The following is a 25,961-nucleotide window of genomic DNA, read 5'->3' as shown; positions in this document are numbered from 1 at the left end:
CTCCTCAATCCGCGATGTTGACGTTAAGCCCCATCTGCAGCGACTCGTTGAGCGCGATGCTCACGAGCGTATAGCCGGTCTGTCCGGGCCATGCGATGGGGGAGACGGAGTAATCCGCGAATTCGTCGAGCGTGGGCATCTTCGCGAGATCCTGCTCGGAATAGGCTTCCAGGATGTCTGGGAGCTTGGCCGTGACCGCACCCACGGCGCCGCCGATCGCCATGCCGAGAATCTTTCGCCAGTTACGCCTTAGGAAGCCCTTGAACTTGGACGAGTACGATTCCTCTTCGGTGTTTTCAATATCGTCGCTTGCGTCGGCGTCGTCCTCTGCATTCACGTCGTCGAGATTTACGATGTCGGTGTCGGACACCAGATCCGAGGAGAACTCGAGCGTGTCGGTCGTCCCCTCCACAGCCTCTGCCGCACCAGTCGCCTCCCCCTCGATACCCTCCCCCGTCACCTCGGCTGCCGGGCCGAGCGCGCCGCCGATTGCCGCACCGGCAACGGCAAACCCGATTCCCTCGACGATTCCGACGATGATGTTGGTCCACTTTTCCGCGGAGGATTCCGTGACCGCCACGGAGAGCGATGGCGTTCCGACCACGCAGGCCTGGAAGTGCTTATTCGCATCCATGTAGAGTTCGCACTCCGAGTCGTACAGCATGTGCACGGTGTAGCGGCCGCCCTTCCAGGGAAGGTGCAGATCCGTGAAATTCAGCTTGAGCGTCGTGACGTCTGCGATCAGGGAGAACTTCTCGGGATCGAGTGTCGCGCCAGTGATCTCAACCGTTTCGGAGCCGTCCTTGTTCGATGTCTCGAAGTTCTGGAACGTAATCGCATTGACGTTGCTGATCGTCGATCCATCGCCTGTCACCTGGAAGTCCTTGTCCGAGGCGTTCTTGAACATCTTCTCGATGCCAGGCAGCATGATCTTCGTCATGAAGCGTTCCTGGGAGATCAGGAAGCCGGCATTGCAACCTTGGGGAATAACGTTGGGCGAGACTTCGTGGCCCAGATTGACGCCCTGACGGTTCGCCGTCATCGCCATGACGGCGAACACATAGTTGTCGACGGGTGCATTCTCCGGATTGTTTATCCCGTATCCCACATGCGTAGGCACGAGCCACTGGAACTGCCCCTGGTCAGCCACCGCGCCGAGGTCGATCGCGGCAAAGGTGTGGTTGAAGCTGCCGAGGTTAGCGATCAGCCATTGCTCGAGCACGTCGCTGATGGCGTCGTGCGCATCGCTCGCCTCCTTGTTCAGCGTGAGGCTGATGATCGACACGATCGGCTGCGTGTTGGGGTCCGGGGTCGTCGTCTTGACCTTCAGTGCGTTCGACTTGCCGCCCGAGAACTTGGACGAGCCGTCCTGGCCCGGCTGAGGCAAGTAGTCGAGCGAGACCTGAATGACGGCGGTCCCGTTGAACTGAATGCTCTGAGGCGGTGTGGATTCGGCGGTAGCGGTGCCTGAAACCGGCAGGCCCAACTCCGCGATAGAACCGCTGCCGCCGCTCAGTTGCCAGTCGCCGAACTTGCCGTCGACCTTGATTGCCGGACCGCTGAATCCGCCACCCGGCTTGGTGCCGTCGAAGGCCGGCGGCGAGGACTTCTGGTTCTTGATCGCCTTGTTCGCGTTGAGAAAATTGAGGGCAAAAACCGTGTCCCAGTTGTTGGTGGATGCCCTGCCGGCCGAAGGCGGCGTAGTGTTGTCCTTGCAAAGCGGTGCCATGGTGAGGGCCTCTTTTTGGTCGATCGTCCCACAGATAGGCGTGGTGTGCGATTGGTCGCGCCCTTTCCTGCGGCGCGCGGCTCGCCGCGGTCAAGCGACGTCCGAGTGGAAAAGCAAGCAGTCGTTGAGTTCGCCATTCTGGATGCGGACCTGGTCCAGCCCCACCCATTTCACGGTGGACGCCGGCGCGGCGGACAGACTGCCCGCGAGCTTCGAGCCCGAGAGGCTGTCGCCAAGGCCGGATTCGACGGCCGCGAGCACGATGGCGATGATCGCGGCGCCCAGCGGGCCGAGGCCGATCAGATAGTCGTACCACGGTACATTGTTGTGGGAATGGCTGACGGGGTTCGGGTCCTTCTGGAACGAGAACGTCTGGTTCGTCGTGTTGTACACCAGTACGTTGTTGGTGACGGCGGAGAAGCTAAGGTAAGCGTGGGGCAGGTGCAGCCCGCAGCTACCCGAGGCGGAGCTGTTCAGCGCGTTGGCGTCGATCTCGATGGTGAGTGATTCGATCGTCGGCGTATAGTCGATCGCCCCTTCCCGGATCGAATCGAGGTCGAAGGACCTCACGAGACTGATCTTTCCGTTCGCGTAGGAGAAGTTGCCCGCATTCGAGTGTGGGAAAGTGCCGGGCAGCACCGGCAAGATCGCATTCTGAAGAAACAGGTCGCCGGAAATGACGAAAGCCAAGGGATACTGGCTGCTTACGATTCCCGAATCGATGTTCGAGTTGAGCTGCGAAATGTCTCGGTCCGTCGTGACGCTCAGGATCGCCAGATAGCTTTCGCTGCCGCCTTGTGGCGTGTGGTAGCTGTAGGTCGACCGCTTCGGCAAGAGCCAGGTGGCCGTTTGCGCATTCACAATGCCGGTCTGGGCGAAGATAAAGGAGATCTTGTCCTGATTGCTGAGGAGCGCGTTCGCGATCCCGTTGCCGACGTCCAGGCCGAAGCCTGTCTTCTTCGGATCGGAAACGTTTTTGACAAAAATGTCGCCCGGCTTGCGCTGGCCGCCTTCCGGCGTGATTGCACCAAGATCGAATTGCAAATTAGTGACGCCAGCCGTAACGCTCGAAGGGATCCACTCAAGATTGACTTCGACCTCGACGGTCATTCCGGATATATCGATAATCTTCCCCGTGACGTTTTTTTGACTGAGCGTTCCGGACCTGATTGGAAGCGTCAGGTAGATGTCCGCGCCGGACCCACCGGTTATTGACCATGGGCCGAAATTGCCCTTTGCCTCAAACTGGCCGGCGAATGCGTCCGTCCAACTCGTATCGAACTTCATCACCAATTCGGCAAGCCGTTTCTGCAATTGAGCGTTGACTTGCTTGATGTCGAGAACCGAAATGGTGTCCCAGCCATTAGTGTTCACGTCCGAACCTCATTAATTCCATTAGTAGGGCTGGGCGACACGCCGCAAAGCAGCGGATGGGGACGCCCGAACCGGTCATCTGCGCCCAGAGGTTGCCTCAATTAAAACGCACTTACTTTTTTCGTCATAGCGCCGGCGGCCATCGCTGCTACGACGCACTACTGCCAACTCTGAGTCTTTGCCAGTCATAGGTGTCCACCTCGAATTGGACACCTATACTCCTCGCAACGGTCGCTAACTGCCAGACGTCGAAGATGGATCGCTTACGATCTGCGTCTGCCTTCATCTTGGCGAGCTCCCGTACCTTGGAAAGTACCGTTCGCACCAGACGTCAGCACACATCTGGTCGCGACGTTGCATGCGCTGAATTTTGACAGCATCCGGCTCACCGCTTTCGAACGATTGACCGCAAGAGGCGGAGCTCGATCTATTTTCCTGACTATTGGTTCCACTGTCGCTCCAGATCGCGCTGCAGCGATCGCCACATCCCGTTCCTTCTTCGCTTCCGCTTTCCTTCTGTCAACATGATCCTCGGTCGCCTCGTTCTCGCGCATCCGGGCGATCGCGTCATTGCTGACGACTTCATTCGCAGGCACGGGTGCCGACGCTGCCGACTGGTTCTGCGCCCAGGCCGTTGACGTGCATGTCAGAACCGCACCAGCCAACATAAGTGTCACGAGCTTCATTATCTCCTCCTCTGCTGATTCAGCATTCGGCCGTTGAGCTGCCTCACAGGCCGAACGTCGACCACGGGACAGGAAGTGGTGGATATGGCCAGGATTTTCTGATTCGCAGTCCCTGACAGGTTGAAATTCGCTAAAACTTTGCGAGCAAATAATTATCTTCTCACACGGAACAAATGCTACTGAGAAGCCCGCTCTCGCGCATTGACCGCAGTCAATAAATCTGCTGGAAGACAGGTTCGTGCAGGGTCCAGTTGAAACATGAATAAATCATATAAAAATATATATAAAAAGAATACGTTAATTTGAATTAAAAATTGATATAAATCAATATTTATTGATACTCCTAACATAAAGATACGATGATGATTTACTTGCTTGGGCACTGTCACGTTGGCGAGGTAGTCACGTAAGATGTCACGATGAAGAAAAGAAAATCGCTTTATCATGGCCACCGGTTCCCGGCGGCAATCATTAGTCTCGCGGTTCGGTGGTATTTCCGGTTCCAACTTAGCCTGCGTGATATTTAAGAACTGCTGTTCGAGCGCGGTGTCGTTGTCAGTTACGAGACGATCCGCCGCTGGTGCGACAAATTCGGCGCGGGCTTCGCACATCGCGTCAAAGCTGCTCGCCGCAAGCCTGGGCGCACATGGCATCTTGACGAAGTCTTCGTGACGTTGCGCGGTGAGCCTTATCTGCTCTGGCGGGCAGTCGACCAGCACGGCGCCGAACTCGACATCCTGCTGCAGAAACATCGCGACAAGGCCGCAGCAAAGCGCTTCTTCAACCGCGTGCTGGCCGCCTGTGCCGACGCGCCACGAAGGATTGTCACCGATCAATTGCGCAGCTATCCGGCCGCGAAGGCCGAAATTCCCGAACTGGCAAACATCAAACACGTCTTCGTCAAAGCCAGTGCCCGGGTGAACAACCGTGCCGAAAACAGCCATCAGCCTACGCGTGAGCGCGAACGCCGGATGCGTGGTTTCCGCGATCCTGGTCGCACACAAGCATTCTTATCGAGCTTCGGACCGATTCGCCAGCACTTCGCGCTCAAGCGACATTTACTGCGTGCCCCACTCTATCGCAAACAGCTCGCCGCACGCTTTGCCGGGTGGCATCGCTTCACTGGGCTCACCCAAGATCCGCCCAATTTCTGAGCAAGTCTACCTCCTGTGCGCTCTTGCGTCTCATATACCTTAACGTGACAACGCCCCTCGGACGGACATGATTGCTGCGGCGATTCGCGAGCAGTTCGGACAAGGACGCAAGGTGCTGGTTCTCACCGAACGGACGGATCATCTCGAAAGCCTGCAGAAGACTTTGGGTGAAGCAATCGGGCCGCTTTTCGTGCTGCACGGGCGTCTCACGAAAAAAGCGCGTGCGGCGCAGCTTGCCGCCCTTGACGCGCTGGCCGATGACGTCCCTCGCGTCGTCCTGGCCACTGGCAGACTCGTTGGCGAGGGATTTGACCATCCGGCGCTCGATACGCTGGTGCTCGCCATGCCCGTGGCATGGAAAGGCACGCTGCAGCAGTACGCTGGCCGGCTACATCGCGCGCATTCGGGTAAAACCGGTGTACGGGTGATTGACTATGTCGACGGAGGTCACCCGGCACTGCTCTGTATGTGGGAGAAGCGCCAGCGGGGGTACCGCGCGATGGGCTATCAGGTGCGCGCGGATGGAGACGGACAGCAGTTGGAGCTTGCCTGAAACCGGCGCGCCAGGCCGCATTGTGTCAGGCTGGCCAGCGGGCGTTACGGCACGAGAGGTGTCCCACTTTCCGCCCCTCTGAGGGAGGGCCAAATGCGAAGGCCACACCGGCCGCATAGTTTCATCGGCGCAAGTGGTTATCCGACTTGATTTAAAGCAAAAAAGCTATGCGCTGGTGCGCTTACGACATTTGGGGACGTATCACGCGGTACCTGCTTGCACTCGCATGGAATATTAGATAATAATCAAGTAGGTCCCGGATTTTCTCCGAACAAATTATGCGCTAACAATGAGTAACCGAACCAGCGTCCAGCGCTTGCTACAGGAGTCCCAACGTGGCCACCCACTGGATTCCGAAATGCTGCGAGACATGGGTGTCAGCGCGGCGCTTGCGCACGACCTCGTCAAAGCGGGCTGGCTTCAACGCCTTTCAAGAGGCGCATACCTCGTGACCGGTGATGTCCCTACGCGAGACGGCACGATCGCGTTTCTGAGTCGTCGCGTCCCCGGGATGCACGTCGCCGGAAAGACCGCTCTCTCCTGGCAGGGTGTCCGCCACAACATTGCGTTCCGCGAGCGCGTTGTTCTGTGGGGACAGAAGCCCTATGCCTTTCCTGACTGGATAGGCGAACACCTGCTTTACTCGTACCAGACAACCACGCTATTTGACGAGGAGTTCCGTTACGAGGAGGGCCTTAAACCCCTGCCGGCAGGCGACCCCGCCGTGCTGGTGTCGATCCCGGAGAGAGCCCTACTTGAACTCGCGAGTGATGTCGGAAAAGGTCAGACCATGGAGGAAGCGACCAACCTTATGGTCGGCCTGCGTAATATCCGGCCCCATGTGCTCGACAACTTCCTGAACCACTGTACTCGCGTGAAGGTCGCCGTTCTTGTTCGCGATTTCGGTGCCGATGCCGGGTTCTCCTGGGCCAGGGACCTTCAAAAGCACATCGATCGCCTGAGTCAGGGCAAACGATGGACGCATAAAACCAAAAGCGGCGAGCGACTCACTCTCAAACCAAGATGAACGACATTTACGTAGACACGGTGCGGCTGATGCTCGGTATTACACCCATCATCTTTGATACCCCTCTGTTCGCCATGAAAGGCGGAACGGCGTTGAACCTGTTCTTGCAGGCGATGCCTCGGCTCTCGGTCGACATCGATGTGGTCATGGTTCGCAGGGATCTGGGCCGCGACGACGCCATCGCAGCGATCAGTGGTGAACTCGACCGCGCCCGCGCGCAGATCGAAGCGGAGGGCCATGCCGTCAAGTTTTCGACAGCGACCACGTCAGGCAAGGCCAAGGGCGACGAAGTGAAGCTGACTGTTATCTCGGGCCAAACCTCGGTCAAGGTAGAGGTGAACTATGTGTTCCGGGGAACCTTGCTCGACCCGGTGGAGCGCCCCCTCGTGCAAGCGGCAGAAGAGATGTTCAACACGAGCATTACGGTACCGACTCTGCATGAAGCGGAGCTTTACGGTAGCAAGATGGTGGCGGCACTCGACCGTCAGCACCCGCGCGACCTGTTCGACGTGTTGCACATGTATTCCACGCCAACGCTCGGGCTGCGCCGCGATATCGTCGACGCGTTCGTCTGCTACCTCGCAGGGCATAACAGACCGATTCACGAGCTCCTGTTCGCCCCCAAGCACTCCATGGCGGGTGCCTACGAAAAGGAATTTGTCGGGTTGACCATCGAAGCCGTCGACCTGACAACGCTTGAGGCCACTCAGGATAAGCTACACCGTGAGTTGCCTGCGGCGCTTACTCCAGAACATCGCGAGTTTCTCTTCTCACTGGTTAGTCTGGAGCCAGACTGGTCACTGATGCCATACGGTTACCTAAGCGAGTTGCCTGCGATTCGCTGGAAACTACAAAACCTCGAAAAGCTCAAGAAAAAGAGCGCGGACAGATTTGCTGAACAGGAGGCGCTTCTGCGTCAGGGATTCGGAAAGATCGACGGCGGCCGGATGCCGCGATAAAGGTCACGTCTGCGCCGCCACCTTGCATCTGAAACGACGGCCAACAGTCTTTCTCAACTCGCACCGCGCGCGAGATTTCGAAGCATATTCTTCCCTGATCATTAAGGAATACAAATCATGTATGCACCCTAATATCCTAGCTACGTTCAAACGACGTGGCCATGCCATGTCGCGCCTGTCGTGTCATGACATGTCATGTCCATGGCCATGTCCATGTCCACCAAAAAAATTCGATCATTCTTTTTATGTCAAATAGCATAGATGTCCTAAATACACCCCGAGCCAGTTCATCCGCTGGGTTGGCGCGCTCCGACGACCACTTTCAGTTCAATCGCGATGTCGGACAAACGTCCCAACGCGTCGTCTGCGATATGGCCCCCCGTGCCGAGTTTGAGCTTATGCCCGTCATAGCCCGCGCGAACCTAGTTCGCAAGTTGACTGCATAGTGCGACCATCCAGCCTGAGAACTCTGGGTTGCCCCGTCTTTCCGCTGCTACGCCTAGAACCGACTGCAGGTCCGCGGGCCATATGTTCAAAACAGCCTTTGCCTGCAGCCGGCGTTGGGTCTGCAGGTGCCGCCCTCATCTTCGGTAAAGCATCGCAAGCATCGATGAGTCGACGCTCGCGTTCTTGGCACTGCCGAATGGGTTCGCCATTCTTATCGAGACCGGCCTCAGCACCTATTAATGGATCATTCCAAAACATGCATCTGCGGCTTCCGCCGGCGACAGGCCTGCGTGAAAATATCTCCTGATACGCTCTATGACTGTTGCATCAGGATGATACGGCGGACGCACGTGATTCGCTGCGACGGCTTCATCGTACCAAGCGCACGTCCACAGTTCCAGTTCCCGAAGATATTCGAGCGCAATTGGCTCTGACTTATCAAGCATCAGTCAATCCCACCTATATACCTAAACAAGAGTAGCATTAGCCGCGACGCAAATGCATCGATCGGGGAGTGAGCGTCCACCCCGTGCGTCCAAATCCCTCCGTCGCCTAGCCCTATCGCCACAATGCGTCGACCCTTCGCGATGTTGGATATGCGCTTCGACACAGCTTCGTCGCCTACCATTCGAGCATCCAACTTTAGCCCTCGCTCTTCGATAGCGCATCTGACACGGGGACGCCAACGCGACACAGCGTGCGGTATTGGCGCGGTGTCGATGTTCCTCCCGTGCAGGCGCCTGGTGGGCAAGACCAGCGGGTAATCCGTTGCATAACTAACCATGACCGAAAACCGTAACCGGTATCTTGCAGATTGGAACAGCCACAGGCCAATTGCCGTTTCGCAGGTCGGCCGGTACTTTTCCCGACCTAGAGAATGAAAGGGACTTCCCCGTCCCGAGGCTGCGGCGGAAGCCGCGAGTCGGCATCAATGTGCCAGGATGAAGTTGCGAACGTTCATCGACACCAGCGAGAGGGGAAGTCCATGGCTATTATCACTGTCGGAATCGATCTTGCCAAGAATGTATTTGCCGTTCACGGTGTGGACGAGACCGGTAAGGCGATGCTGATCAAGCCGCGTGTTCCGCGCGATCAGCTGGCGACGTTGATCGCACAGTTGCCTGCGTGCCTCATTGGCATGGAAGCGTGCTCCGGCGCGCATCACTGGGCCCGCATGTTCCAGCGGCACGGCCATACGGTCAAGCTCATGGCGCCCAATCTTGTCGCGCCTTATCGCATGTCGGGCAAGCGCGGCAAGAACGACGCGGCGGATGCTGCTGCAATCTGCGAAGCGGTGACGCGCCCGAGCATGCGTTTTGTGCCGCTGAAGGACGAACATCAGCAGGCAACGCTTTGCCTGCATCGGACACGACAAGGTTTCGTCGAAGAGAGGACAGCGACCTACAACCGGTTGCGAGGCCTGCTCTGGGAATTCGGCGTGGTGCTGCCACAGAGCCCGGACAAATTGCGCAGGTACATCACGGAACATCTGGACACATTGCCTGGCTGGGCAAAGCGCAGTATCAGCGATCTGCTTGAGCATGCCGGCCATATCGAGGATCGCCTGCTCGAATACGACCGTGCGATCGCTGAGATCGCGCGTGAGGACGCGCGTAGCAAGAGGCTGATGCAGTTGCGCGGCATCGGCCCAACCACGGCAAGTGCGCTGCTCGCCAGTATTGGTGCCGGGCACGACTTCAGAAACGGCCGACAGGTGGCAGCCTGGATCGGACTTACGCCCGGTCAATATAGCAGCGGCGGTAAGGCGCGGCTGGGCAGCATTACGAAAGCAGGTGACGCCTATCTGCGCGGCCTGCTGGTCAACGGTGCCCGCGCTGTCATTGCTAACCTCGGCGAGAAACAGGATCGCTTCAGCCGATGGGCCCGAACCCTAGTCGAGCGCCGGGGCTACTGGCGGGCAGCCATCGCGATAGCCGCAAAGAACGCGAGATTGGCGTGGGCTGTGCTGAAATATGGTGATGACTTCAAGCTCGAACCAGTGGCAGACTGACTCCGATTCGAGGCTGTCGGCCAACCTGCAACGGGAAACGGGCGCAGACATCATGAGCACATAGAAACGATCACTTTGCACTGCCAGCGGTGATGTGAAGCGGGTTGGACCCGCGCGGAGCGTACCTGAATAACACGGCGGGGATATCCATTCCCGGCTAGAGAATGAGGCCTCTGCGCGCGTCTTTCATCAGGGTCCGGACCATTGGTCCAACATGACCGGTTGTAGAACCGCAGTCCTTCACCTTCTCACACGCACCAGCGCGGCATTGCAGCATGTATCAACAGCGAACCTCGATTGAGCTTGTGCTCAACGGGGAAGCCCTTGTAGCGTGTTAGGAACTTCGATTGAGACCTGGTATCCTGGCGGAATGAAAAAACGCAGGCCCTACCCAACGGATGTGTCGGATGAAGAGTGGTACTTTGCGGCTCCGTATCTGACCTTGATGAACAAGGACGCTCCGCAGCGCCGCTACGAACTGCGTGAGATGTTCAACGCGCTGCGCTGGATCGTACGTGCGGGCGCCCCGTGGCGTTTGTTGCCCAATGACTTTCCGCCGTGGGAACTGGTCTACCAGCAGACGCAACGCTGGATTCAGGCGGGCTGCTTCGAGGCTATGGTGAGCGATTTGCGTTCGATCATCCGGGTCGCGCAAGACCGCCGCGGTCAACCCAGCGCGGTCATCCTCGATGGCCGTACCCTCCAATCGACGTGCGAAAGCGGCGCACGCGCAGGCTACGACGGATACAAACGCAAGAAAGGCAGCAAGGTACATATGGCGGTGGACACGTTGGGACAACTGCTCGCGGTGCATGTGACGCCGGCCAACGAGCAGGAGCGCGCGCAAGTTGGAGAACTGGCGCGTCAGGTTCAGCAGGCCACGGGCCAGACGGTCAAGGTGGCGTTCGCGGATCAGGGATATACCCGCGAAGGGCCCGCACAGGCGGCGCTTGACGAGGGGATTGGACTTCAGGTCATCAAGCTGCCGGAGGCGAAAAAAGGCTTCGTGCTGTCGCTGCGCCGCTGGGTGGTTGAGCGCAGCTTCGGCTGGCTCAACCGCTTCCGCCGACTCGCAAGAGACTACGAGCGATTGCCCGAAACTCTGGCTGGCTTGCACTTCGTTGTCTTCTCCGTGCTTATGCTTGTTCACTTTGCAACCCTTAACAAAAGCGCCTAACACCCTCTTCTATGGGGAACCAGAAGTCAAGTCCGTCCCGAGGTAAATATTCTGTTATGCGAAGGAAATCTCCTTGCCCGTTGTCCGTGCCAGTTTGCGTGGTCGCCTGCTACGACCAGACGCAGACTGGCGCGGACAACCTGTGATTCGGAGGTGCGACACTTACGACCTATACCGTATGCAGTCTGGCATGTCGATGTCATTCAGGTCAGGGGGCTGGTGCCCGGCCAGTGCCGGGTTCGACCTTCTATCCGTGCCGGCCCGGCGGGCCGGTCACCTCATGCCGCATGCGCGAAGCGCTGGCGCCACCCTGTTACCGACGCGCCATCTAGGTACTCGGTCACCCGCAAGGGGTGACCCGAAGGTGTTCCGGGCGCGTTGACCTTTACATGCTGTTGCTGTACTTCATGTTGTTGCTGTACTTCATGTCGTTCATGCCTTCACGGTGTTCACCTTTCCCGGCTTGAGTATCGCACCCTCGGGGATTTCGCCATGCTCGATAAAACGCCACAGGGCGATCGCCAGACGCCGCGCGAGCGCCACGATACCGATGCGCCGCAGCCGCTTGCCGGCACCGGCAAAGCGCTCGTTGAACCAGTGGCTGAGCTTGCTGTCGGGCCTGCAGGCGCAGGCAGCTCCAGGCGAGCTCCACCATCAGCCACCGGCATCGCCGGTTACCCGCCTTGCTGATACCGAGTTCAACCTCGCTGGTACCGCTGGCGTACGGCGTGGGCGTCAGGCCCAGACAACCAGCCAGTTCCCGGCGGTTGTGAAACTGTCGCCAGCCAAACAGCTCCCTGACCAGGGTCCACGCGCTGCCGCTACCGATACCCGCAAGCTGTGCCAGCAACGCCATGCCGGGGTGCGCTCCGCTGCACACCTGCCGCTCCTGTTGCACTTCGAGCGAGCGGATCTGCTGGCGCACCAGCGCGAGCCGCTCACATTCACGGTCAATCTCGCCGCGCAGACCGGGCGCGAGCAGATCGCGCTGCCGGGTCCACCAGTGCGTCCAGACGCGGCCGCCGACGTACCTGACCCGAAGGTTATGCAGTACAAGCAGGGAACGGATCCGGTTGGTGTGCGCGGTACGTTCATGCCGCAGGCGTTCAAGTTCGCGGTGCAACCGCCGGTCGTCTTCCTGCTCGGGAGTAGGGATACGTGCCACAGCCCATACGCGCCGCTCGCCGGTGTGATAGCGGATGAGCATGGACAGCAGCTTGTCGCTGTCGAGCCGGTCCGTCTTGGCACGACGCGCACGGCGGTTCACCTCGATACTGGCCGAATCCACCACGAGATTGGCAATGCCCTGTCCAGTCAGCCAGCGATGAATCCAGAAGCCATCGCGCCCCGCCTCATAGCAGCTATAGACTGGCGCGTCGGCGCTGAGATGGCAGCGCGCCTTTGCGTTCGCGACGGCGGTGAGGACGGCTGTGGTATCGCCCGCAGCGACCGCACAGCGGCTGGGCGCGCGCCGTCCATCAGCCAGTGAGAGCTTCCAGCTCTTATCGCCCAGTTCAAAAGCCATGTACAGGCGGCTAACCGTCGTCGTATTCTGCCCACGGAGGGCTGTGTCAGGCGCGTCCATTTGCGTGCTCCTTCGGAGAAAACGAGTGTGCAAATCCCGTTTTACTCCAGTCGGGCTTACTGCCACTGCCCTCCCACATAGCATCTAGACGCTTGCACCACTCGTCTGCGTGCACGAGACTTCACCGTGCATTGCAGGCCTCTCTGGACCGGGAGGATAAATGCACCATTTGCCGTCTGGATGACGAAAAAAGAACATCGCCTTTGACCCACCTCCGTTGTCTGAGACAACCAAACGTAACGTCCCGCACTGGATCTTTCGTAATGGCTGACCCGGAATCCTCGCTTCGGGTCGGGCGCCAGCCAGTCCTGAACCATGCTTCTCAACGACATTCCTGAAATCGCCATAAACGTCCTCCTCCTTTGTGGGGTAATCGTTCGAATCGTATGTATGGACCCGACGCCTTTTGCAAGCCTCTTTTTCCTGATGTCGAAACGGTCTGCATGCATGTATCCGGCTTGCCAGATGGGCGGTTGCCGAAGCACGCCCGCAGCCTCGATGAGATCCGCGCACCCCGTCCTTAGCAAAATCGCGGCTTGCTACAAGTGGCAGCCGGCACGAAAAACAGGCTTCAGGATGCTGGTTCAACCTATTTCGTCATCGCTTTGAGAAGCTTCGCAAACCTGTGTTGGGGGTACCTTCGAGGCTCAAATACATGATCACGTGATCAAGAAAAGTTGACATGCATTAAGGCGAAAGACGAAAGTCGTGAATAGTATGAAAGGACAATATCCGACGAGCGCACGCATGCGCCCGGCCCGTTCGCCTCTTTTGCCGACGCGACGGCTTCGGTGCGCATCAACTGGCGAGCGATCCGCAAACGTCGGTCGACCCCAATCCCAGCCATGAGTGGATACGTCGATACACGTTGCTTGCCTCGATTTCACATGTCAATTTTTCTGCAATATCGTGAGCATGACAAATTACGACCTACCGAAAGACATAGCAAACCGTCTGGTTGATCCGCAGTCGTATACAAACCTCGACGGGCTCCATGAGATATACGCGTGGGCGCGTGCAAACAACCCAGTTGGACGAGCAATGGCGGACGCGCATGACCCATTCTGGGTGGTAACAAAACACGCCGACGTCTCAATGATTTCCCGGAACAATGCCCTGTTTCGCAACGGCGAGTATTCCGTCGTCTGCCGTCCGCAAGCATCTATCGCGCATGTTATAGGGGCCACCGGTAGTCCAAACATCGTCCGTTCGCTCGTCCACGTCGACGGCGACGAACACAAGAGTTTGCGCGCACTGACACAGTCGTGGTTTATGCCGAACAGTGTCGTTAAGCTTGAGGCTCGCATCCGATCATTGGCACATTTGATGATCGGGGAACTTCTGCAAAAGAGCGGCTCCGTAATTGACTTTGCGAACGATTTCGCCTCGCACTATCCGCTGAACGTGATCATGGATATTCTCGGAGTTCCGCAGGAAGAATCTCCCCGTATGTTGAGACTCACACAGGAGATGTTTGGAAGCGAGGATGCCGAATACAAGCGCGAGATCGGTCGCCAGGGCGACGCCGGAAGTGCGATCGGCAAGGCGCTGCTGTCAGTTGTAGTAGACTTCAAGGGTTACTTTGATCGCCTGACCGAAGATCGCCGCAAAAAACCGCGTAACGACATCGCCACCTTGCTCGCCAACGCGGTTGTCGATGGACAGCCTATTGATGAGGCAACCCGACTCGGCTACTACGTGATTATCGCCGCCGCCGGACATGACACCGTCTCGTCTTCCATATCGGTTGCGATGTGGGCATTGTGTCAATTCCCCCAATTGCTGCCGCGGCTTAAGGCTGACCCGTCGCTCATTCCGCAATTCATCGATGAGAGCCTCCGCTACGCATCGCCAGTGCGTCATTTCATGCGTACGGCGGCAGCCGACACGAATTTGCGAGGCAGGACTATCCGCAAGGGCGATTGGCTGATGCTCTGCTACGGGTCGGCCAATCGCGATGAGGAAGTTTTCCCCGACCCTTTCATATTCGATATCGACCGAAGGCCGAATCGGCACATTGCGTTTGGGGCAGGTGCTCACGTATGTCTTGGTCAGCATCTCGCAAACATGGAGATGCGGGTCCTGTTCGAGGAACTGGTCCCGAAGTTGCAGTTCGTCGAACCGGTGGGAGATATCGAATTCACGACGTCTAATTTCGTAAGTGGGCCAAAGCACCTCCCAATACGTTGCGTGTTGCAATGATCGCATCTATGTAAAATTCGAACGCCACAAAATGACCTTGATCGGGACCGTGCTTTCGTCTACAAACTCACACATGTAACATGTGACTGCCAAACATTTCCCCGGTTGCAGCCCCCAGTTACTATCTTCCCGCCTCGATAATTGAAGCTTTGGCCAGCCAGGCCCGGCATGATTCTCGCCCCCAGTCGCAGTTTCTGATCCGGGGGGTGTTGTCACCGGGCCTGGTGGGTGGCAGGTGATCGCTAATAGGGACTCGGCTGGGATATTCCAAGGCCGTCCGTAACGTGGATGCCGAGATTTGCCACCGTTGTCGCAGGCCCACTCGAATTCAAGACCCATGGCCGTCTTCTCTTCGTTGTCGACCAGCCCGCCACCATCGGCGCATTGCCGCTGGCCGTCGCACGCGATGAAGGCGTTCTGCTTGCCGATCTGCCCGGACTGGCGATGCGCCGCATTGCCGACCTGCATGCCGGTGAGGCCAAGACAGACGCCCGCGACGCCGCAATCATCGCCGAGGCCGCCGGTTCGATGCCGCATACGCTGCGCTCGCTTCGGTTGGCTGATGAACCGCTCGCCGAGCTGCCCATGCTGTGCGGCTTCGACGACGATCTCGCCGCTCAAATTACCCAAACCAGTAACGGGATTCGCGGCCTGCTCACCCAGATCCATCCCGCGCTTGAGCGCGTTCTCGGACCGCGCCTCGAGCATCCCGCCGTGCTCGATCTACTCGAGCGCTACCCGTCTCCAGCCGCGCTTGCAGCGACCGACGAGAAGACGCTTGCGAACCGCCTGACCAAGCTCGCGCCACGCATCGGCACGGGATTGGGGCCGAAATCGTTCAAGCGCTGGGCGAACAGGCCGTGAGGGTGCCCGGCACGCAAACCGCCACCATCGTCATGCCGGGCCTGGCTCAGCAGCTCGCTGCCTTACGCAGGCAGCGCGACGAAATCGCCGCCGAAGTAGAGCGGCTGGGCTTGCTCACCCTCTTTGGCCGGTCCTGACCAGCATGGCGGGGAGTCGGCGTCAGGACCGCAGCCAGACTCCTCACCGAGGTCGCGCACCAAGCCTTCGCTTCGGCAGGTCACCTGGCGGCCTACGCTGGCCTCGCACCAGTTACCCGGCGCTCAGGCTCATCTATCCGTGGCGAGCATCCGTCCAAGCGCGGCAACAAGGTACTCAAGCGCGCCTTGTTCCTATCGCCTTCGCGGCCTCGCGAGACCCCCCGATTCGCGAGCGTATTACGCACGCAAGGTCCAGCACGGCAAGCGACATAACCAGGCACTCATCGCGCTGGCACGGCGACGCTGTGATGTCCTGTTCGCCATCCTGCGCGATGGCACCTTTTACGAACCTAAGTCAGCTCCAAACCCAAGTCAGCCCCTAACGCTTGACGAATTAGATAGGGGCCCCCATATGATGGCGTGCCGGAACCTGAGCTTTGCGTCCAAAAATTTCACTGTGACTGCCGAGTGATCCCTTTCATCGCGTCGGGTAGGGAGCCGTCCATGAGGGTGCCCTTAAATGCTCCGCCCACATCACGAAAGGCCAACCGAAGAAAATGCGCCGCATGAGGGTACGCGTGATCAGTTGCTCAAGGAAAATGAGCATCTGCGCGCGGGCGTGGGGTACCTAAAAAAATCTCGACCCGTCTTCAGGCGAAGAAACGGGCGGCGCAAGAGAAAAACGCAAATAGTGCCGCAACTGCGGCGGCATCACCGGCTACCCGCGCCGCTCGAGGCGGCGAAGTTGGCGCGCAGTACGTTCTACTATCAGTCGAAAGCTACGGGGATCTTATTGTGCGGATCGAGACAGTGCGGACTTCATTACGCGGTCCAACTCGACTTTCGTGGCAGCGCGCCTGCGCCACCGATCGCATTTCAAATCGCGTCACATCGATCATTCTCTGGGGGGCGCCATCAATTGCGCGGCGCACTTTTATGTTAGGGTTCGGCCGAGGCAGCCTAGTCTCCAATTCAGCTTCGAGTGCCCGTTGATACTTAGACTTTCCGTGCTGGTGCGAGGGATTTGGCGAAAAGCATCACGCACCGAATAACAGTCGGCCGCATGCAACCGCTGCCAATAGCTGTCTTTAATTCTCCATGGCGATGAAATCCTCTACATCCAAGACTGCATTGACGAACTATCTCATGATTTCTCGGAGGTCCTGCAGAACCTTTTCTGCTTCGAGGCGATCGGTGTACATGTCAGTCCGGTACTCTTCTGTTACAGCGTTTCCTGCTCACGTGGCGCCCTTCTCCGGCAAGGCGCCCTCAAGCAGATAGTCTGCGAAATAGCCGCCAATGCATTCGCTGCCAGAAAAGAATGCACCATGGTCGTACGTCGTCTCCTGAACTACAAGTCTTGAATTTTTCAATGTGGCTGCAGTGGCGCGCGCTCCAGGCAGAGGGGTTGGACCATCGTCCTCACCCTGCAGCATGAGAATAGGTAGCGTCGCGGCACTGTCGACCGACGGCAGCCTGCGCGTGCTAAACGGCCGGTAAAGACAGGGCTGACCGGAAGATAACCCCCCCACCAAGCGGCGCAGACATGGCGAGCGAATTTCCATGATCTGCCCAGTACTCCTCGCTTGAGTGGATCAAGGCTCCATCATTGCAGATCACGGACACTTGGGCCTCCTCTGGGTCCTCCAGGGACCTTGTGCTACCGGAAACTACTTCAGCATATCTTGCGACCGCCTCTCCGGCAATCTTTTGCGTGGCATTTTCCACGGCTCTGTTCCAACTCGGAAAGAAAGGCAGCGAGACTACCTCGCGATGAAGGTCATTAGGGGAAATCTGCGGGTTTTCTGCCAAAACCCTCTCTATTCTTTTGGCCACTGCCAACTTTTCTACCACAGCATCAATTTGCCATTGAGCATACAGTGAATCAAATGGTTCGGCCAAGCCAACTTGTGAGCCAAGGGGACCGTTCCTAGTAATCTCTTTGACATCGTCCGCGTTCGAACCGAGGCCGAAAAGCTCGTTTTGTGCGGCGACATAAGGAGCAATGATGCCATCAAATGTGCGCTGAAATGCTGGAGCCTGAGGGCCGACCTCGGCAAACGGAAGGGTGATATCTACGACGCTATCGAGAACCAGACGACCTGTGCGACCGGGAAACAGGCTGGCATAGCGAGCCCCAAGAGCCGTACCATAGTAGTTCAATTTGTCGTATCCAAGCGCCGCACGTATCACCTCCATGTCACGAGCTGTGTATTCGGTGTTAATGTAGGGCGTCATGGGCGTGCCACCACAAGCTGATGCGAGGTCGCGGCTTTGGATCATCTGTGCCCTGACTCCAGCGGGGGACCTGTCGGTGAAAGAAATTGCTCTCGCCGGGGCGCTAGAACTGCATACCAACTGGGCGCTTGAACCGACGCCGCGTGGATCGAATCCGATCAGATCGTAGGCATCCGACAATTGCAAGAGCTTTGACCTACAGGATTTGCCGAATTCACAAGCAGCCATAGCGTCGACAAGCGCAAAGGCATCGCCAGCCCTCTCCGACCGGGCCCACCAGGATTCATCCATATGCCACCAAGCCGGTTTGCAGGCTTACCGGCAATCACTCGCAGTACGCCAATGCCGACGCTACCTTTGGAAGCATCATCGTAATCCAACGGCACCTTTCCCGTAGTACAACTAGCCCTAGTCGATAGCGGACCCAGCAGGTCTTTGTTGACAATTTGAAAATTGTCAGATCCGCAGGCATGCCAAGTTATTGACTGGACGTAGTATGGCGTTAGTTCATCATCCGCGCTGGAACCAACCGACGCGTGAGTCGGGTCGGTGACTGAACCGCCGTCCGAGCCACCGCAACCATTCAGCGCGACCGCAATCAAAAGAGCCCCTAAAACGCGAATCTTTTTTAATGTTTTCGTCATCATGTCTATGTTCAACAAATGTATCGATTCTTTATCGTCCGGCTAGCAGAATGGTGCGGCTGTCATTTAGGAATTTGAATCAGATTGACATTGATCAGGAATCAATACTCGCAGCAATAAAAGCGCAGATACTCGCAAAGGTTCCATCAACTTTCCTTATGCGCACTTAAACAATATCGAGTCATATCGCGCGTACGAATGCCGTTATCATCTCCCCGACAGCAGAGGGATGCGCAGACGAGCTGGATCGTTCTCATGTTGGCCTTTTGGCGACATGCTCGAAAGGTCACACACTCTATTGCAATTGAGCTGAACAACGACCTTGCGATTGCTGTTCCTGCACCGGCGACCAGTCAGCTATTTTCCGTTGAAATAGTCGATGTAAAGGGTGCAGACACGCGTTACTGAGGGTAGTTGTGGCCATAACGGTGGCTTAGTTTTGCTGGCCGCAATGAGCCCGACGAGGCTTCGCTGTCGACATCCCCGTTATGCAACAAGATGCGAGAAGGAAATGATTCTACCGCTGCCAGCGACAGTCATCGGTGAGCAGTACATGCGGCCAAGCTACGTGTTGGGAATATTGCAGCGATGGACGTTTGAGGACGTCGGCCTTGGTGTACAGTCGACCCGCCGGCACAAGCGAGCAGCAGCAGATTGAGGTCGCCGGGCACCACCGCAACGTCCGAGCTGGTCGACCAGCTCGACGCATTCTCGAAAATAGTGGCACCACTGCCGGATCGCAATGTTCGCCGATGCCTAGTCCACCGTACCGCCGCATCCTACGCCTGATCTTTGCCTACGACGGCGACGCGCTATCGCTCGCCTCAAAGCATCTGGTCGAAATGACCCTGCCACCCTCGCATGAGCTGTGCAGCTCCGAAGGCAAGGCGGGGTTCTGGTTCGAATTGCGCGACCCCCACGGCCGGCCGTTATACCGACGGTATCCAGCATGATCCAATGCCGCGGTATCGCGAAGCGCATGCGCCCGGCGCGACCCCAACGCACGTTACAGCTCTGCGGCGCGGCGTTTTCGAAATTCTCGTGCCGGCCTATTGGGAAGCGGCGACACTGGTTCTGTTGGCGACAGAGCACCCGTGCCGGCATCAGAGCTCGCCGCAGCCATCAAGGAAATCAAGGAGCTGCAACGACTACTCGGGAAGAAGACGATGGAAGTCGAAATCCTGAAGGAAGCCGTGGATTGGGGGCGCTCAAAAAACCTGATTGCGCGCTCGCCCTTGCTGCCGGGGGACGACCATTGAAAACGGTCTGTGAAGTTCTCGGCGTGGCGCGCTCTGGCGTAGCAGCGAAACAGGCTCGCTCGTCCGATTGGCAAGATGGCCGTAGCGCCAGGCCGAGCGATGACGCGGAATTGGTCGAAGAAATCCGGGCCCACGTAGCACATCTGCCGACCTACGGTTACCGACGCATCTGGGCACTGCTGCGCCGCAGTCGCGAAGAGACCAGCGCGCCGTGCATCAACCACAAGCGCGTGTATCGGGTTATGCGTGAGCACCGGTTGCTGCTGCGTCGTCCCGGCGTACGGCGAGACACGCGGCGGCATGACGGTCGCGTTGCCGTGGACTGCAGCAATACCCGTTGGTGCTCCGATGGCTTCGAGTTCCGGTGCGACGATGGCACGCCGCTGCGCGTAACGTTCGCGCTGGACTGCTGCGACCGGGAGGCGATCAGCTGGGCTGCGACAACTGGAGGCCATAGCGGCGACGTGGTGCGCGACGTGATGCTGGCTGCCGTTGAACAGCGCTTCGGCACTACGCAGGCCGCACAGCCCATCGAATGGTTGACGGACAACGGCTCGGCCTACATCGACCATCGCACGCGCAGCTTTGCGCGCGAACTGGGCCTGCGGCCGCTGACCACGCCGGTACGCTCGCCGCAGAGCAATGGTATGGCTGAATCGTTCGTGAAGACGATGAAGCACAATTACGTCGCCTATATGGATAAGCGTGACGCGCCGACGGCACTCTCGCATCTGGCCGCTGCGTTTGAACACTACAATGAACGCCACCCGCACAAAGCACTGAAATATCGCTCGCCGCGCGAGTTCAGGCAGGCAGCGGAGTCATCAATCTAACGGTGTCCGCGTGTCCTAGGTTACAGAGGCAACTCCACCCTGCAACGTGTGTATTCGTGCTTTTCCGTTACGGAAGTCATTACGATCCCGTATCGCCTCGCATCACCCAGAATCCTGTTTTCACATCGGAATGCGAGACACCGGACCTCGCGATATCGCACGCTCCGGAGACGGCTATTTCTGAAGAAATGTCTCCGTGCAGCTCGACAGTTGACACCAACGGCATCGGACGGATGCGTTTGGTTCCCAGCTTCAGTACGGCCACAGTAGCTGGCACCTTTTACAGAGTCGACAAGCATACGCCCTACGTAGTGCGGAAGTTTCTGTCGCAGTCGCTGTCCAACAACCGTTACGACTCGGAAGAAGACTTAGGACGCGCGCCGAAAACTACCTTGCCTATACGTGGCCAGGCCCATCCGTTTGACTCTACGTGGTCGTCCTACTTTGCCCGTCGTCGAGCTGCGACTGATGATTGATTGCCCGGTACCAACGTCGGTGCTGGCGAATGGCTTGAGCCGGATGCGGGGCGACTCGCACGTCCGGTTCTCAGGGGGCGGCGGCGCAGCAATGCGCCACCGCTATCCGACGTTGGCGTGGATGCAGAGTCAGGCCTAGTGCACACCGTCATCGGCACAACGGCCAACGTTCATGACATCAACGAGGCCGAAGCGTTGTTACACGGCCACGAAACGGATGTGTACGCCGACGCCGGCTATCAGGGTATCGAAAAGCGACGCCAGGCGAACCCGGTCCGCTGGCATGTCGCGATGCGACCAGGCAGGCGTCGACAACTGGACCTGAACGATCGCCTGGACGCGATATTCGACCAGATTGAACGCCTGAAAGCGGGCATCCGCGCCAAGGTTGAACATCCGTTCCGCGTGCTCAAGCAGCCACGCTTCAAAAGCCGGACGACAATCTGCCAGCAGGGTCTTACGGCTGTTACGACTCACTGGCAAAAAACAGCGCTCTGAAAACGAGTTGTGCAGACGTTCCCTAGCCAGCATGTACGTGCGACGCTTCGATTCAGCCGAACAACTGGCGGCATACTTGGGCTTCGTGACGGTGCAGAGGCAGTCGCTATCGTCTGTGCAAGGCCCATCACCTTTGTCGAAGGCCGGACCCGCCAGGGCTCGGGCAACACTCTATATGGCGACCGTTCTCGCCAAGCGATATAACCTTCTTACATCAAGGCTTTGTGCGAGCGCTTAACGGCGCGTGGGAAGTCCGCCATGTCGGTGCGCGGCGTAGCCATGCGTAAGCTCGTACAAGTGCGTATCAGCATCTTGGAAACACGACCGCCTTATTGCGCGAAGTACCTCGCGAGCGCTTGACCGACAAGACGGTATCTCCTCAAAATACGGGGCGGTTCAGATGCTCGACGGAACCTCATTTCGCCACCAGGCGGTGAACAGCAGCTCGATGTCGCTTGATATTGTTCGATGTACGACAATGTAATGTCGGGACATTTGCGACAGCCGATTCCACCGACTAGTCGTGTTACCTCGCTTTCCGTCTGGCGCGACTATTGCTCGTCAGTTGCAGACGCCCAACTCACTGGCAGTTGAGGATGCGAGTATGCAGTTTTTCGATTTGAGAAATGTTGCTCTGCTCTCAAGTTCCAGCGCCATAAGACGGACGTGGGGGAAGTTTTGCGCGTGCCAATGTAAGGAGCTGCGGGTGTTCCGGCTCGTCGTGATGTTTCAATGTTTTCTTTGACTTCCAGGAGCAGACGAATGAGTGAACAGGGTGTGGTATTGCCCATCAATGAAGATCAAGTCCCACAGATTCACTCGATGACAGGACAGCACGTGGCTTCTATCAGAATTGAGTAATGATATGGCTGTTAGCACAGATGGAATGGAAGGCAACGATTCCCCGTCTGAGTTATCGCACGCAGGACAAACGAAAGCCTTTGTGGCTCAGCACGGCGTCCAGATCACCGACAAAGTCGCTGGACTCTTTCGTAGCAGAGTGTTTTGAGGGGGCAAGCTGCGGCACGCCCTGCTCCTTCATATGGATTTCTGAGTAAAAGCCGACACCGCGTTCTGATCTTACGCGTAGTGTCTTTCCATCGGTACGCAAAAAGTTCGTCGCCTGCGAACGCGAACCGGTAAAGCGCAGGCTAAACCGTGAGGGATTGAAAAATGACCAATGATGTGATCGTCGATCTCCAAAAGGCCTATCAGGCAGCCAAATCGTTGAAAGCGGGATCCGTCGTCCGCATCGGCGATTTCGGCCGACCCTAACGGGCTCTTGCAAAATTGCTGAAACCAGTCACAGGCGCACCGGTCGTCCGGTGTCTTCGTCCACTGAACAGTACATCAGAAAATGACCCAATCCTCAGTACCGCCGTCTCCGCAAGCCGTCTTCTCGCCGGTCACGCACAACGCAATTTTCATCGTCGTGACCATCAACGATGACGCCGCGAGCCGGGCCAACGTGCGCGCCTGGTGCGCCGATGTCGCGAATCTCACGCGCGCCATCGGCAAGCGTGTGCCATCAGGCAATCTCACATGCGTCGTTGGGTTCGGCTCGCACGCGTGGGACGCGCTTTTCGGTGCGCCTCGTCCGGCTGAACTGCACCCGTTCCGCAAATTCGGCGCCGGTGGGCGTGTAGCGATGGCGACACCGGGGGACCTGCTCCTGCACATTCGTGCCAACCACATGGACCTCTGCTTCGAACTCGCCACAGAATTGATGGCCCGCCTCGAAGGAGCGGCGACGACCGTGGATGAAGTCCATGGCTTTCGCAACTTCGATATGCGCGCAATGATCGGCTTCGTCGACGGCACGGAAAATCCGGTCGGTGAAGAGGCCGTCCATTTCACGGTGATCGGCGACACAGACCCGAACTTCGCGGGCGGCAGCTACGTGCTCGTGCAGAAGTACCTCCACGACATGAGACGCTGGGGTGCGCTGTCAGTAGAAGCGCAGGAGCACATCATCGGCCGCACGAAGCTCCGGGACATCGAGCTGAACGATTCGGTGAAGCCGAGCTGGTCGCATAGTTCCCTGACGACGCTCGAAGATGCCAACGGGGACGAGATCAAGATTCTCCGTGACAACATGCCGTTCGGCAGGCCCGGCTTTGGCGAATTTGGCACGTATTTCATCGGCTATGCACGCTCGCCGCAGCCCATCGAACAGATGCTGGAAAACATGTTCGTCGGCCGACCGGCTGGCAACTACGACCGCCTGCTCGACTTCAGCCGCGCCGTGACGGGCGGACTGTTCTTCGTGCCGTCCGAGCCTCTGCTCAAGGCGCTTGCCGAGCGCGAACCAGGAATCGCTCACACCATTACCGTTGCGTCCGCATCCTCCCGGGACACTGCGGACGCGCAGACAACCCAGAACATGCCGTCCGGCGACGGCTCGCTTGCCATCAGATCACTTAAAGGAGCACCAAGGTATGAATAATCTCCACCGCGAGCTGGCGCCCATTTCCAGCGCGGCCTGGTCGCAGATCGAAGATGAAGTCGCGCGCACGTTCAAGCGCCTAGTCGCAGGCCGCCGAGTCGTAGACGTTACGGGATTGGGCGGCGCCGATCTGGCAGGCGTCGGCACGGGGCATCAGAACGGCATCGAGGCGCCGCTCGAAGGAATTCGCGCGAGCCAACGCGAAGTCAAACCGCTCGTCGAGCTGCGGGTGCCTTTCGCGCTGTCACGCCACGCTGTCGACGACGTCGAACGCGGCGCTGAAGACTCCGACTGGCAGCCCGCTTAGAGGCCAGTTCAAAAAGCCGACTGCGCTCGTTTGAATATATTCCAGCACACGAGCGAGCAAGCGAATTTGAGGAATGCTTCGGGAATGTCGCTACGGCGATCGAAGCGAATGCGAAGCCGACGGAAATTGTCGAGCCACGATTGAGTTCGTTCTACCACCCAGCGGAATTTCCCCAGACCACTGCCATTTTCAGTTCGACGCCGCGCGATTACTGGCCTGATGCCACGATCTCGCAAGCGCTGGCGATGTGCGTCGGAGTCGTAGCCGCGATCGCCGTAGATGACTTTTGGCTTGCGCAGTGGTCGGCCACGCGTGCCCCGGATCGGCGGGATGGCATCGACCCAACGGCAGCAACTGGGCGACGTCGTTACGGTTTGAGCCGGTCAGAATCACGCTGACCGGGACCCCGTTGGCATCTACAAGGACGTCTCTTCCATTCGTTTGCGGATGATCTGGCTAATCCGGTAGCCCGCGTGCCGCGAAGTGCGACCGTCGATTGCGCCGCCGCCCCAACGCTCATCGTTGCGCGCGACATGCGGTGTCACGTTGCGAGCGCGGCAATCGTTCACGAAGTCGCGGGTGTCATACGCCTTGTCGGCACCAACTGTCTTCGCATGAGCGCCTGGCACGCAATCGAGCAATTGCAATGCGCTGGCCCGCTCGGCGAAACCATCTGCATGACTGACCACGGCGCCGACCACCAGCCCCGAGCGATTCTCCATCAGGATGTGCCCGTGGTAGCACAGGATGGCCGGGCTCTTGCGGCTCTTCTTGAACAATCGCGCCTCCGCATCAGTAGTCGACTCGTGCGTGGCATTGCTACGTCGCTCGCCTTTCCAGTCAGTGTCGGCGTTGCGGCCACCGCCGGCTGGCGGACCATCGTCCGGGCCGTTCTTGCGGCGGGAGCTCTTGTGACTGGCCCACACCTGAATCAGCGTGCCGTCCACCGAGAAATGCTCTCTCGAGAGCAAGCCCCGCTTGTCCGCCAGGCTCATGACTTCGGTGAAGAACGCTTCCACGACTTCATGCTCCAGAAGCCGGTCGCGGTTCTTCGAGAACACCGAGTGGTCCCACACCGCGTCCTCAATCGCCAGCCCTACAAACCAGCGGAACAGCTGGTTGTAGCGCATCTGCTCCATCAGCATGCGCTCGCTGCGCACCGAGTAGAACACCTGCAACAGCAGCGCCCGCATCAGCTTCTCAGGCGCAATCGAGGCACGGCCGGTGTCCGCGTAGATGACGCTGAACAGCCCGTTGAGCCGTTTCAACGCGTCATTCACCAGCAACCGGATCGGTCGCAACGGGTGATCTGCCCGGACGAAGTCCTCGAGCTTGACCGTCGTGAACAGGGGGTT

13 protein-coding genes and 8 pseudogenes are annotated in these 25,961 nt (G+C 58.3%); 13 read left to right on the top strand and 8 right to left on the bottom strand.

Features of this window, described 5'->3' with window-relative positions; translation table 11 throughout:
* Positions 1 to 4 precede the first annotated feature (4 nt).
* The 3 genes from G5S42_RS40590 to G5S42_RS40580 all read right to left on the bottom strand — a co-directional run bounded on the left by G5S42_RS40590 (position 5) and on the right by G5S42_RS40580 (position 3,789).
* Positions 5 to 1,729 carry a TULIP family P47-like protein gene (locus tag G5S42_RS40590; RefSeq protein ID WP_176112288.1) on the bottom strand — a complete coding sequence of 575 codons (1,725 nt, stop codon included), beginning with the start codon at positions 1,727 to 1,729 and terminating at the stop codon, positions 5 to 7.
* 90 nt (positions 1,730 to 1,819) lie between these two features.
* Positions 1,820 to 3,103, bottom strand: coding sequence for a TULIP family P47-like protein (locus tag G5S42_RS40585; RefSeq protein WP_176112287.1), 1,284 nt, complete (start codon positions 3,101 to 3,103; stop codon positions 1,820 to 1,822).
* A 263-nt stretch (positions 3,104 to 3,366) separates the two neighbouring features.
* Positions 3,367 to 3,789, bottom strand: a complete 423-nt coding sequence (locus G5S42_RS40580) for a hypothetical protein (protein WP_176112286.1) — start codon at positions 3,787 to 3,789, stop codon at positions 3,367 to 3,369.
* A 419-nt stretch (positions 3,790 to 4,208) separates the two neighbouring features.
* Between G5S42_RS40580 and G5S42_RS40575 the strand changes: the two are divergent.
* From G5S42_RS40575 to G5S42_RS40550, 6 genes and pseudogenes are all read left to right on the top strand, one after another.
* Positions 4,209 to 4,943: pseudogene (locus tag G5S42_RS40575) on the top strand (IS6 family transposase).
* A 67-nt stretch (positions 4,944 to 5,010) separates the two neighbouring features.
* Complete coding sequence (locus tag G5S42_RS40570; RefSeq protein ID WP_312883719.1) at positions 5,011 to 5,496, top strand: DEAD/DEAH box helicase; 486 nt, start codon at positions 5,011 to 5,013, stop codon at positions 5,494 to 5,496.
* Positions 5,497 to 5,785: 289 nt separating this feature from the next.
* Entirely contained in the window at positions 5,786 to 6,523 is a 738-nt protein-coding gene (locus G5S42_RS40565) for a type IV toxin-antitoxin system AbiEi family antitoxin domain-containing protein (protein ID WP_176112285.1), read from the top strand.
* Positions 6,520 to 7,482, top strand: coding sequence for a nucleotidyl transferase AbiEii/AbiGii toxin family protein (locus G5S42_RS40560; protein WP_176112284.1), 963 nt, complete (start codon positions 6,520 to 6,522; stop codon positions 7,480 to 7,482). The genes G5S42_RS40565 and G5S42_RS40560 overlap by 4 nt, the downstream gene beginning before the upstream one ends.
* Before the next feature lie 1,432 nt (positions 7,483 to 8,914).
* On the top strand, positions 8,915 to 9,940 hold the full coding sequence (locus G5S42_RS40555) for an IS110 family RNA-guided transposase (RefSeq protein WP_176112039.1): 1,026 nt from the start codon (positions 8,915 to 8,917) through the stop codon (positions 9,938 to 9,940).
* 370 nt (positions 9,941 to 10,310) lie between these two features.
* The gene (locus G5S42_RS40550) at positions 10,311 to 11,117 is read left to right on the top strand and encodes an IS5 family transposase (RefSeq protein ID WP_176112283.1); all 807 of its coding nucleotides are present in this window, start codon (positions 10,311 to 10,313) and stop codon (positions 11,115 to 11,117) included.
* Positions 11,118 to 11,549: 432 nt separating this feature from the next.
* Here the strand turns inward: G5S42_RS40550 and G5S42_RS40545 are convergent.
* Positions 11,550 to 12,702 (bottom strand): annotated as a pseudogene (locus G5S42_RS40545) (IS110 family RNA-guided transposase).
* Positions 12,703 to 13,611: 909 nt separating this feature from the next.
* On the opposite strand from G5S42_RS40545, the gene G5S42_RS40540 reads away from it, so the two are divergent.
* Together G5S42_RS40540 and G5S42_RS40535 are read left to right on the top strand one after the other, a co-directional pair.
* Positions 13,612 to 14,904, top strand: coding sequence for a cytochrome P450 (locus G5S42_RS40540; protein WP_176112282.1), 1,293 nt, complete (start codon positions 13,612 to 13,614; stop codon positions 14,902 to 14,904).
* A 324-nt stretch (positions 14,905 to 15,228) separates the two neighbouring features.
* A pseudogene (locus tag G5S42_RS40535) lies at positions 15,229 to 16,272 on the top strand (IS110 family RNA-guided transposase); the annotation flags it as partial.
* Between the two features lie 871 nt (positions 16,273 to 17,143).
* Here the strand turns inward: G5S42_RS40535 and G5S42_RS44835 are convergent.
* Positions 17,144 to 17,470, bottom strand: coding sequence for an alpha/beta hydrolase (locus tag G5S42_RS44835; RefSeq protein WP_246392519.1), 327 nt, complete (start codon positions 17,468 to 17,470; stop codon positions 17,144 to 17,146).
* The gene (locus G5S42_RS44830) at positions 17,391 to 18,371 is read right to left on the bottom strand and encodes an alpha/beta fold hydrolase (protein WP_246392588.1); all 981 of its coding nucleotides are present in this window, start codon (positions 18,369 to 18,371) and stop codon (positions 17,391 to 17,393) included. The genes G5S42_RS44835 and G5S42_RS44830 overlap by 80 nt, the downstream gene beginning before the upstream one ends.
* 1,510 nt (positions 18,372 to 19,881) lie before the next feature.
* Between G5S42_RS44830 and G5S42_RS40525 the strand changes: the two are divergent.
* From G5S42_RS40525 to G5S42_RS40505, 5 genes and pseudogenes are all read left to right on the top strand, one after another.
* Positions 19,882 to 20,879, top strand: a pseudogene (locus tag G5S42_RS40525) (IS3 family transposase); the annotation flags it as partial.
* 587 nt (positions 20,880 to 21,466) lie between these two features.
* Positions 21,467 to 21,853: pseudogene (locus tag G5S42_RS40520) on the top strand (transposase); the annotation flags it as partial.
* A gap of 31 nt (positions 21,854 to 21,884) precedes the next feature.
* Positions 21,885 to 22,091 carry a transposase gene (locus tag G5S42_RS40515; protein ID WP_246392513.1) on the top strand — a complete coding sequence of 69 codons (207 nt, stop codon included), beginning with the start codon at positions 21,885 to 21,887 and terminating at the stop codon, positions 22,089 to 22,091.
* Positions 22,092 to 23,210: 1,119 nt separating this feature from the next.
* The gene (locus G5S42_RS40510; protein ID WP_176112280.1) at positions 23,211 to 24,299 is read left to right on the top strand and encodes a Dyp-type peroxidase; all 1,089 of its coding nucleotides are present in this window, start codon (positions 23,211 to 23,213) and stop codon (positions 24,297 to 24,299) included.
* A pseudogene (locus G5S42_RS40505) lies at positions 24,292 to 24,603 on the top strand (family 1 encapsulin nanocompartment shell protein); the annotation flags it as partial. The gene G5S42_RS40510 and the pseudogene G5S42_RS40505, both read left to right, overlap by 8 nt.
* 11 nt (positions 24,604 to 24,614) lie before the next feature.
* Here G5S42_RS40505 and G5S42_RS40500 read toward each other — a convergent pair.
* Both G5S42_RS40500 and G5S42_RS40495 read right to left on the bottom strand, forming a co-directional pair.
* Positions 24,615 to 25,032: pseudogene (locus tag G5S42_RS40500) on the bottom strand (IS5 family transposase); the annotation flags it as partial.
* Positions 25,033 to 25,034: 2 nt separating this feature from the next.
* Positions 25,035 to 25,955: pseudogene (locus tag G5S42_RS40495) on the bottom strand (IS5 family transposase); the annotation flags it as partial.
* Between the last annotated feature and the right edge of the window lie 6 nt (positions 25,956 to 25,961).

Origin of the sequence: Paraburkholderia youngii (genome assembly GCF_013366925.1) — a bacterium.
GTDB lineage: Bacteria > Pseudomonadota > Gammaproteobacteria > Burkholderiales > Burkholderiaceae > Paraburkholderia > Paraburkholderia youngii.
The sequence above is the reverse complement of the archived record's forward strand: the minus strand, read 5'-3'. Positions and strand labels throughout refer to the sequence as shown.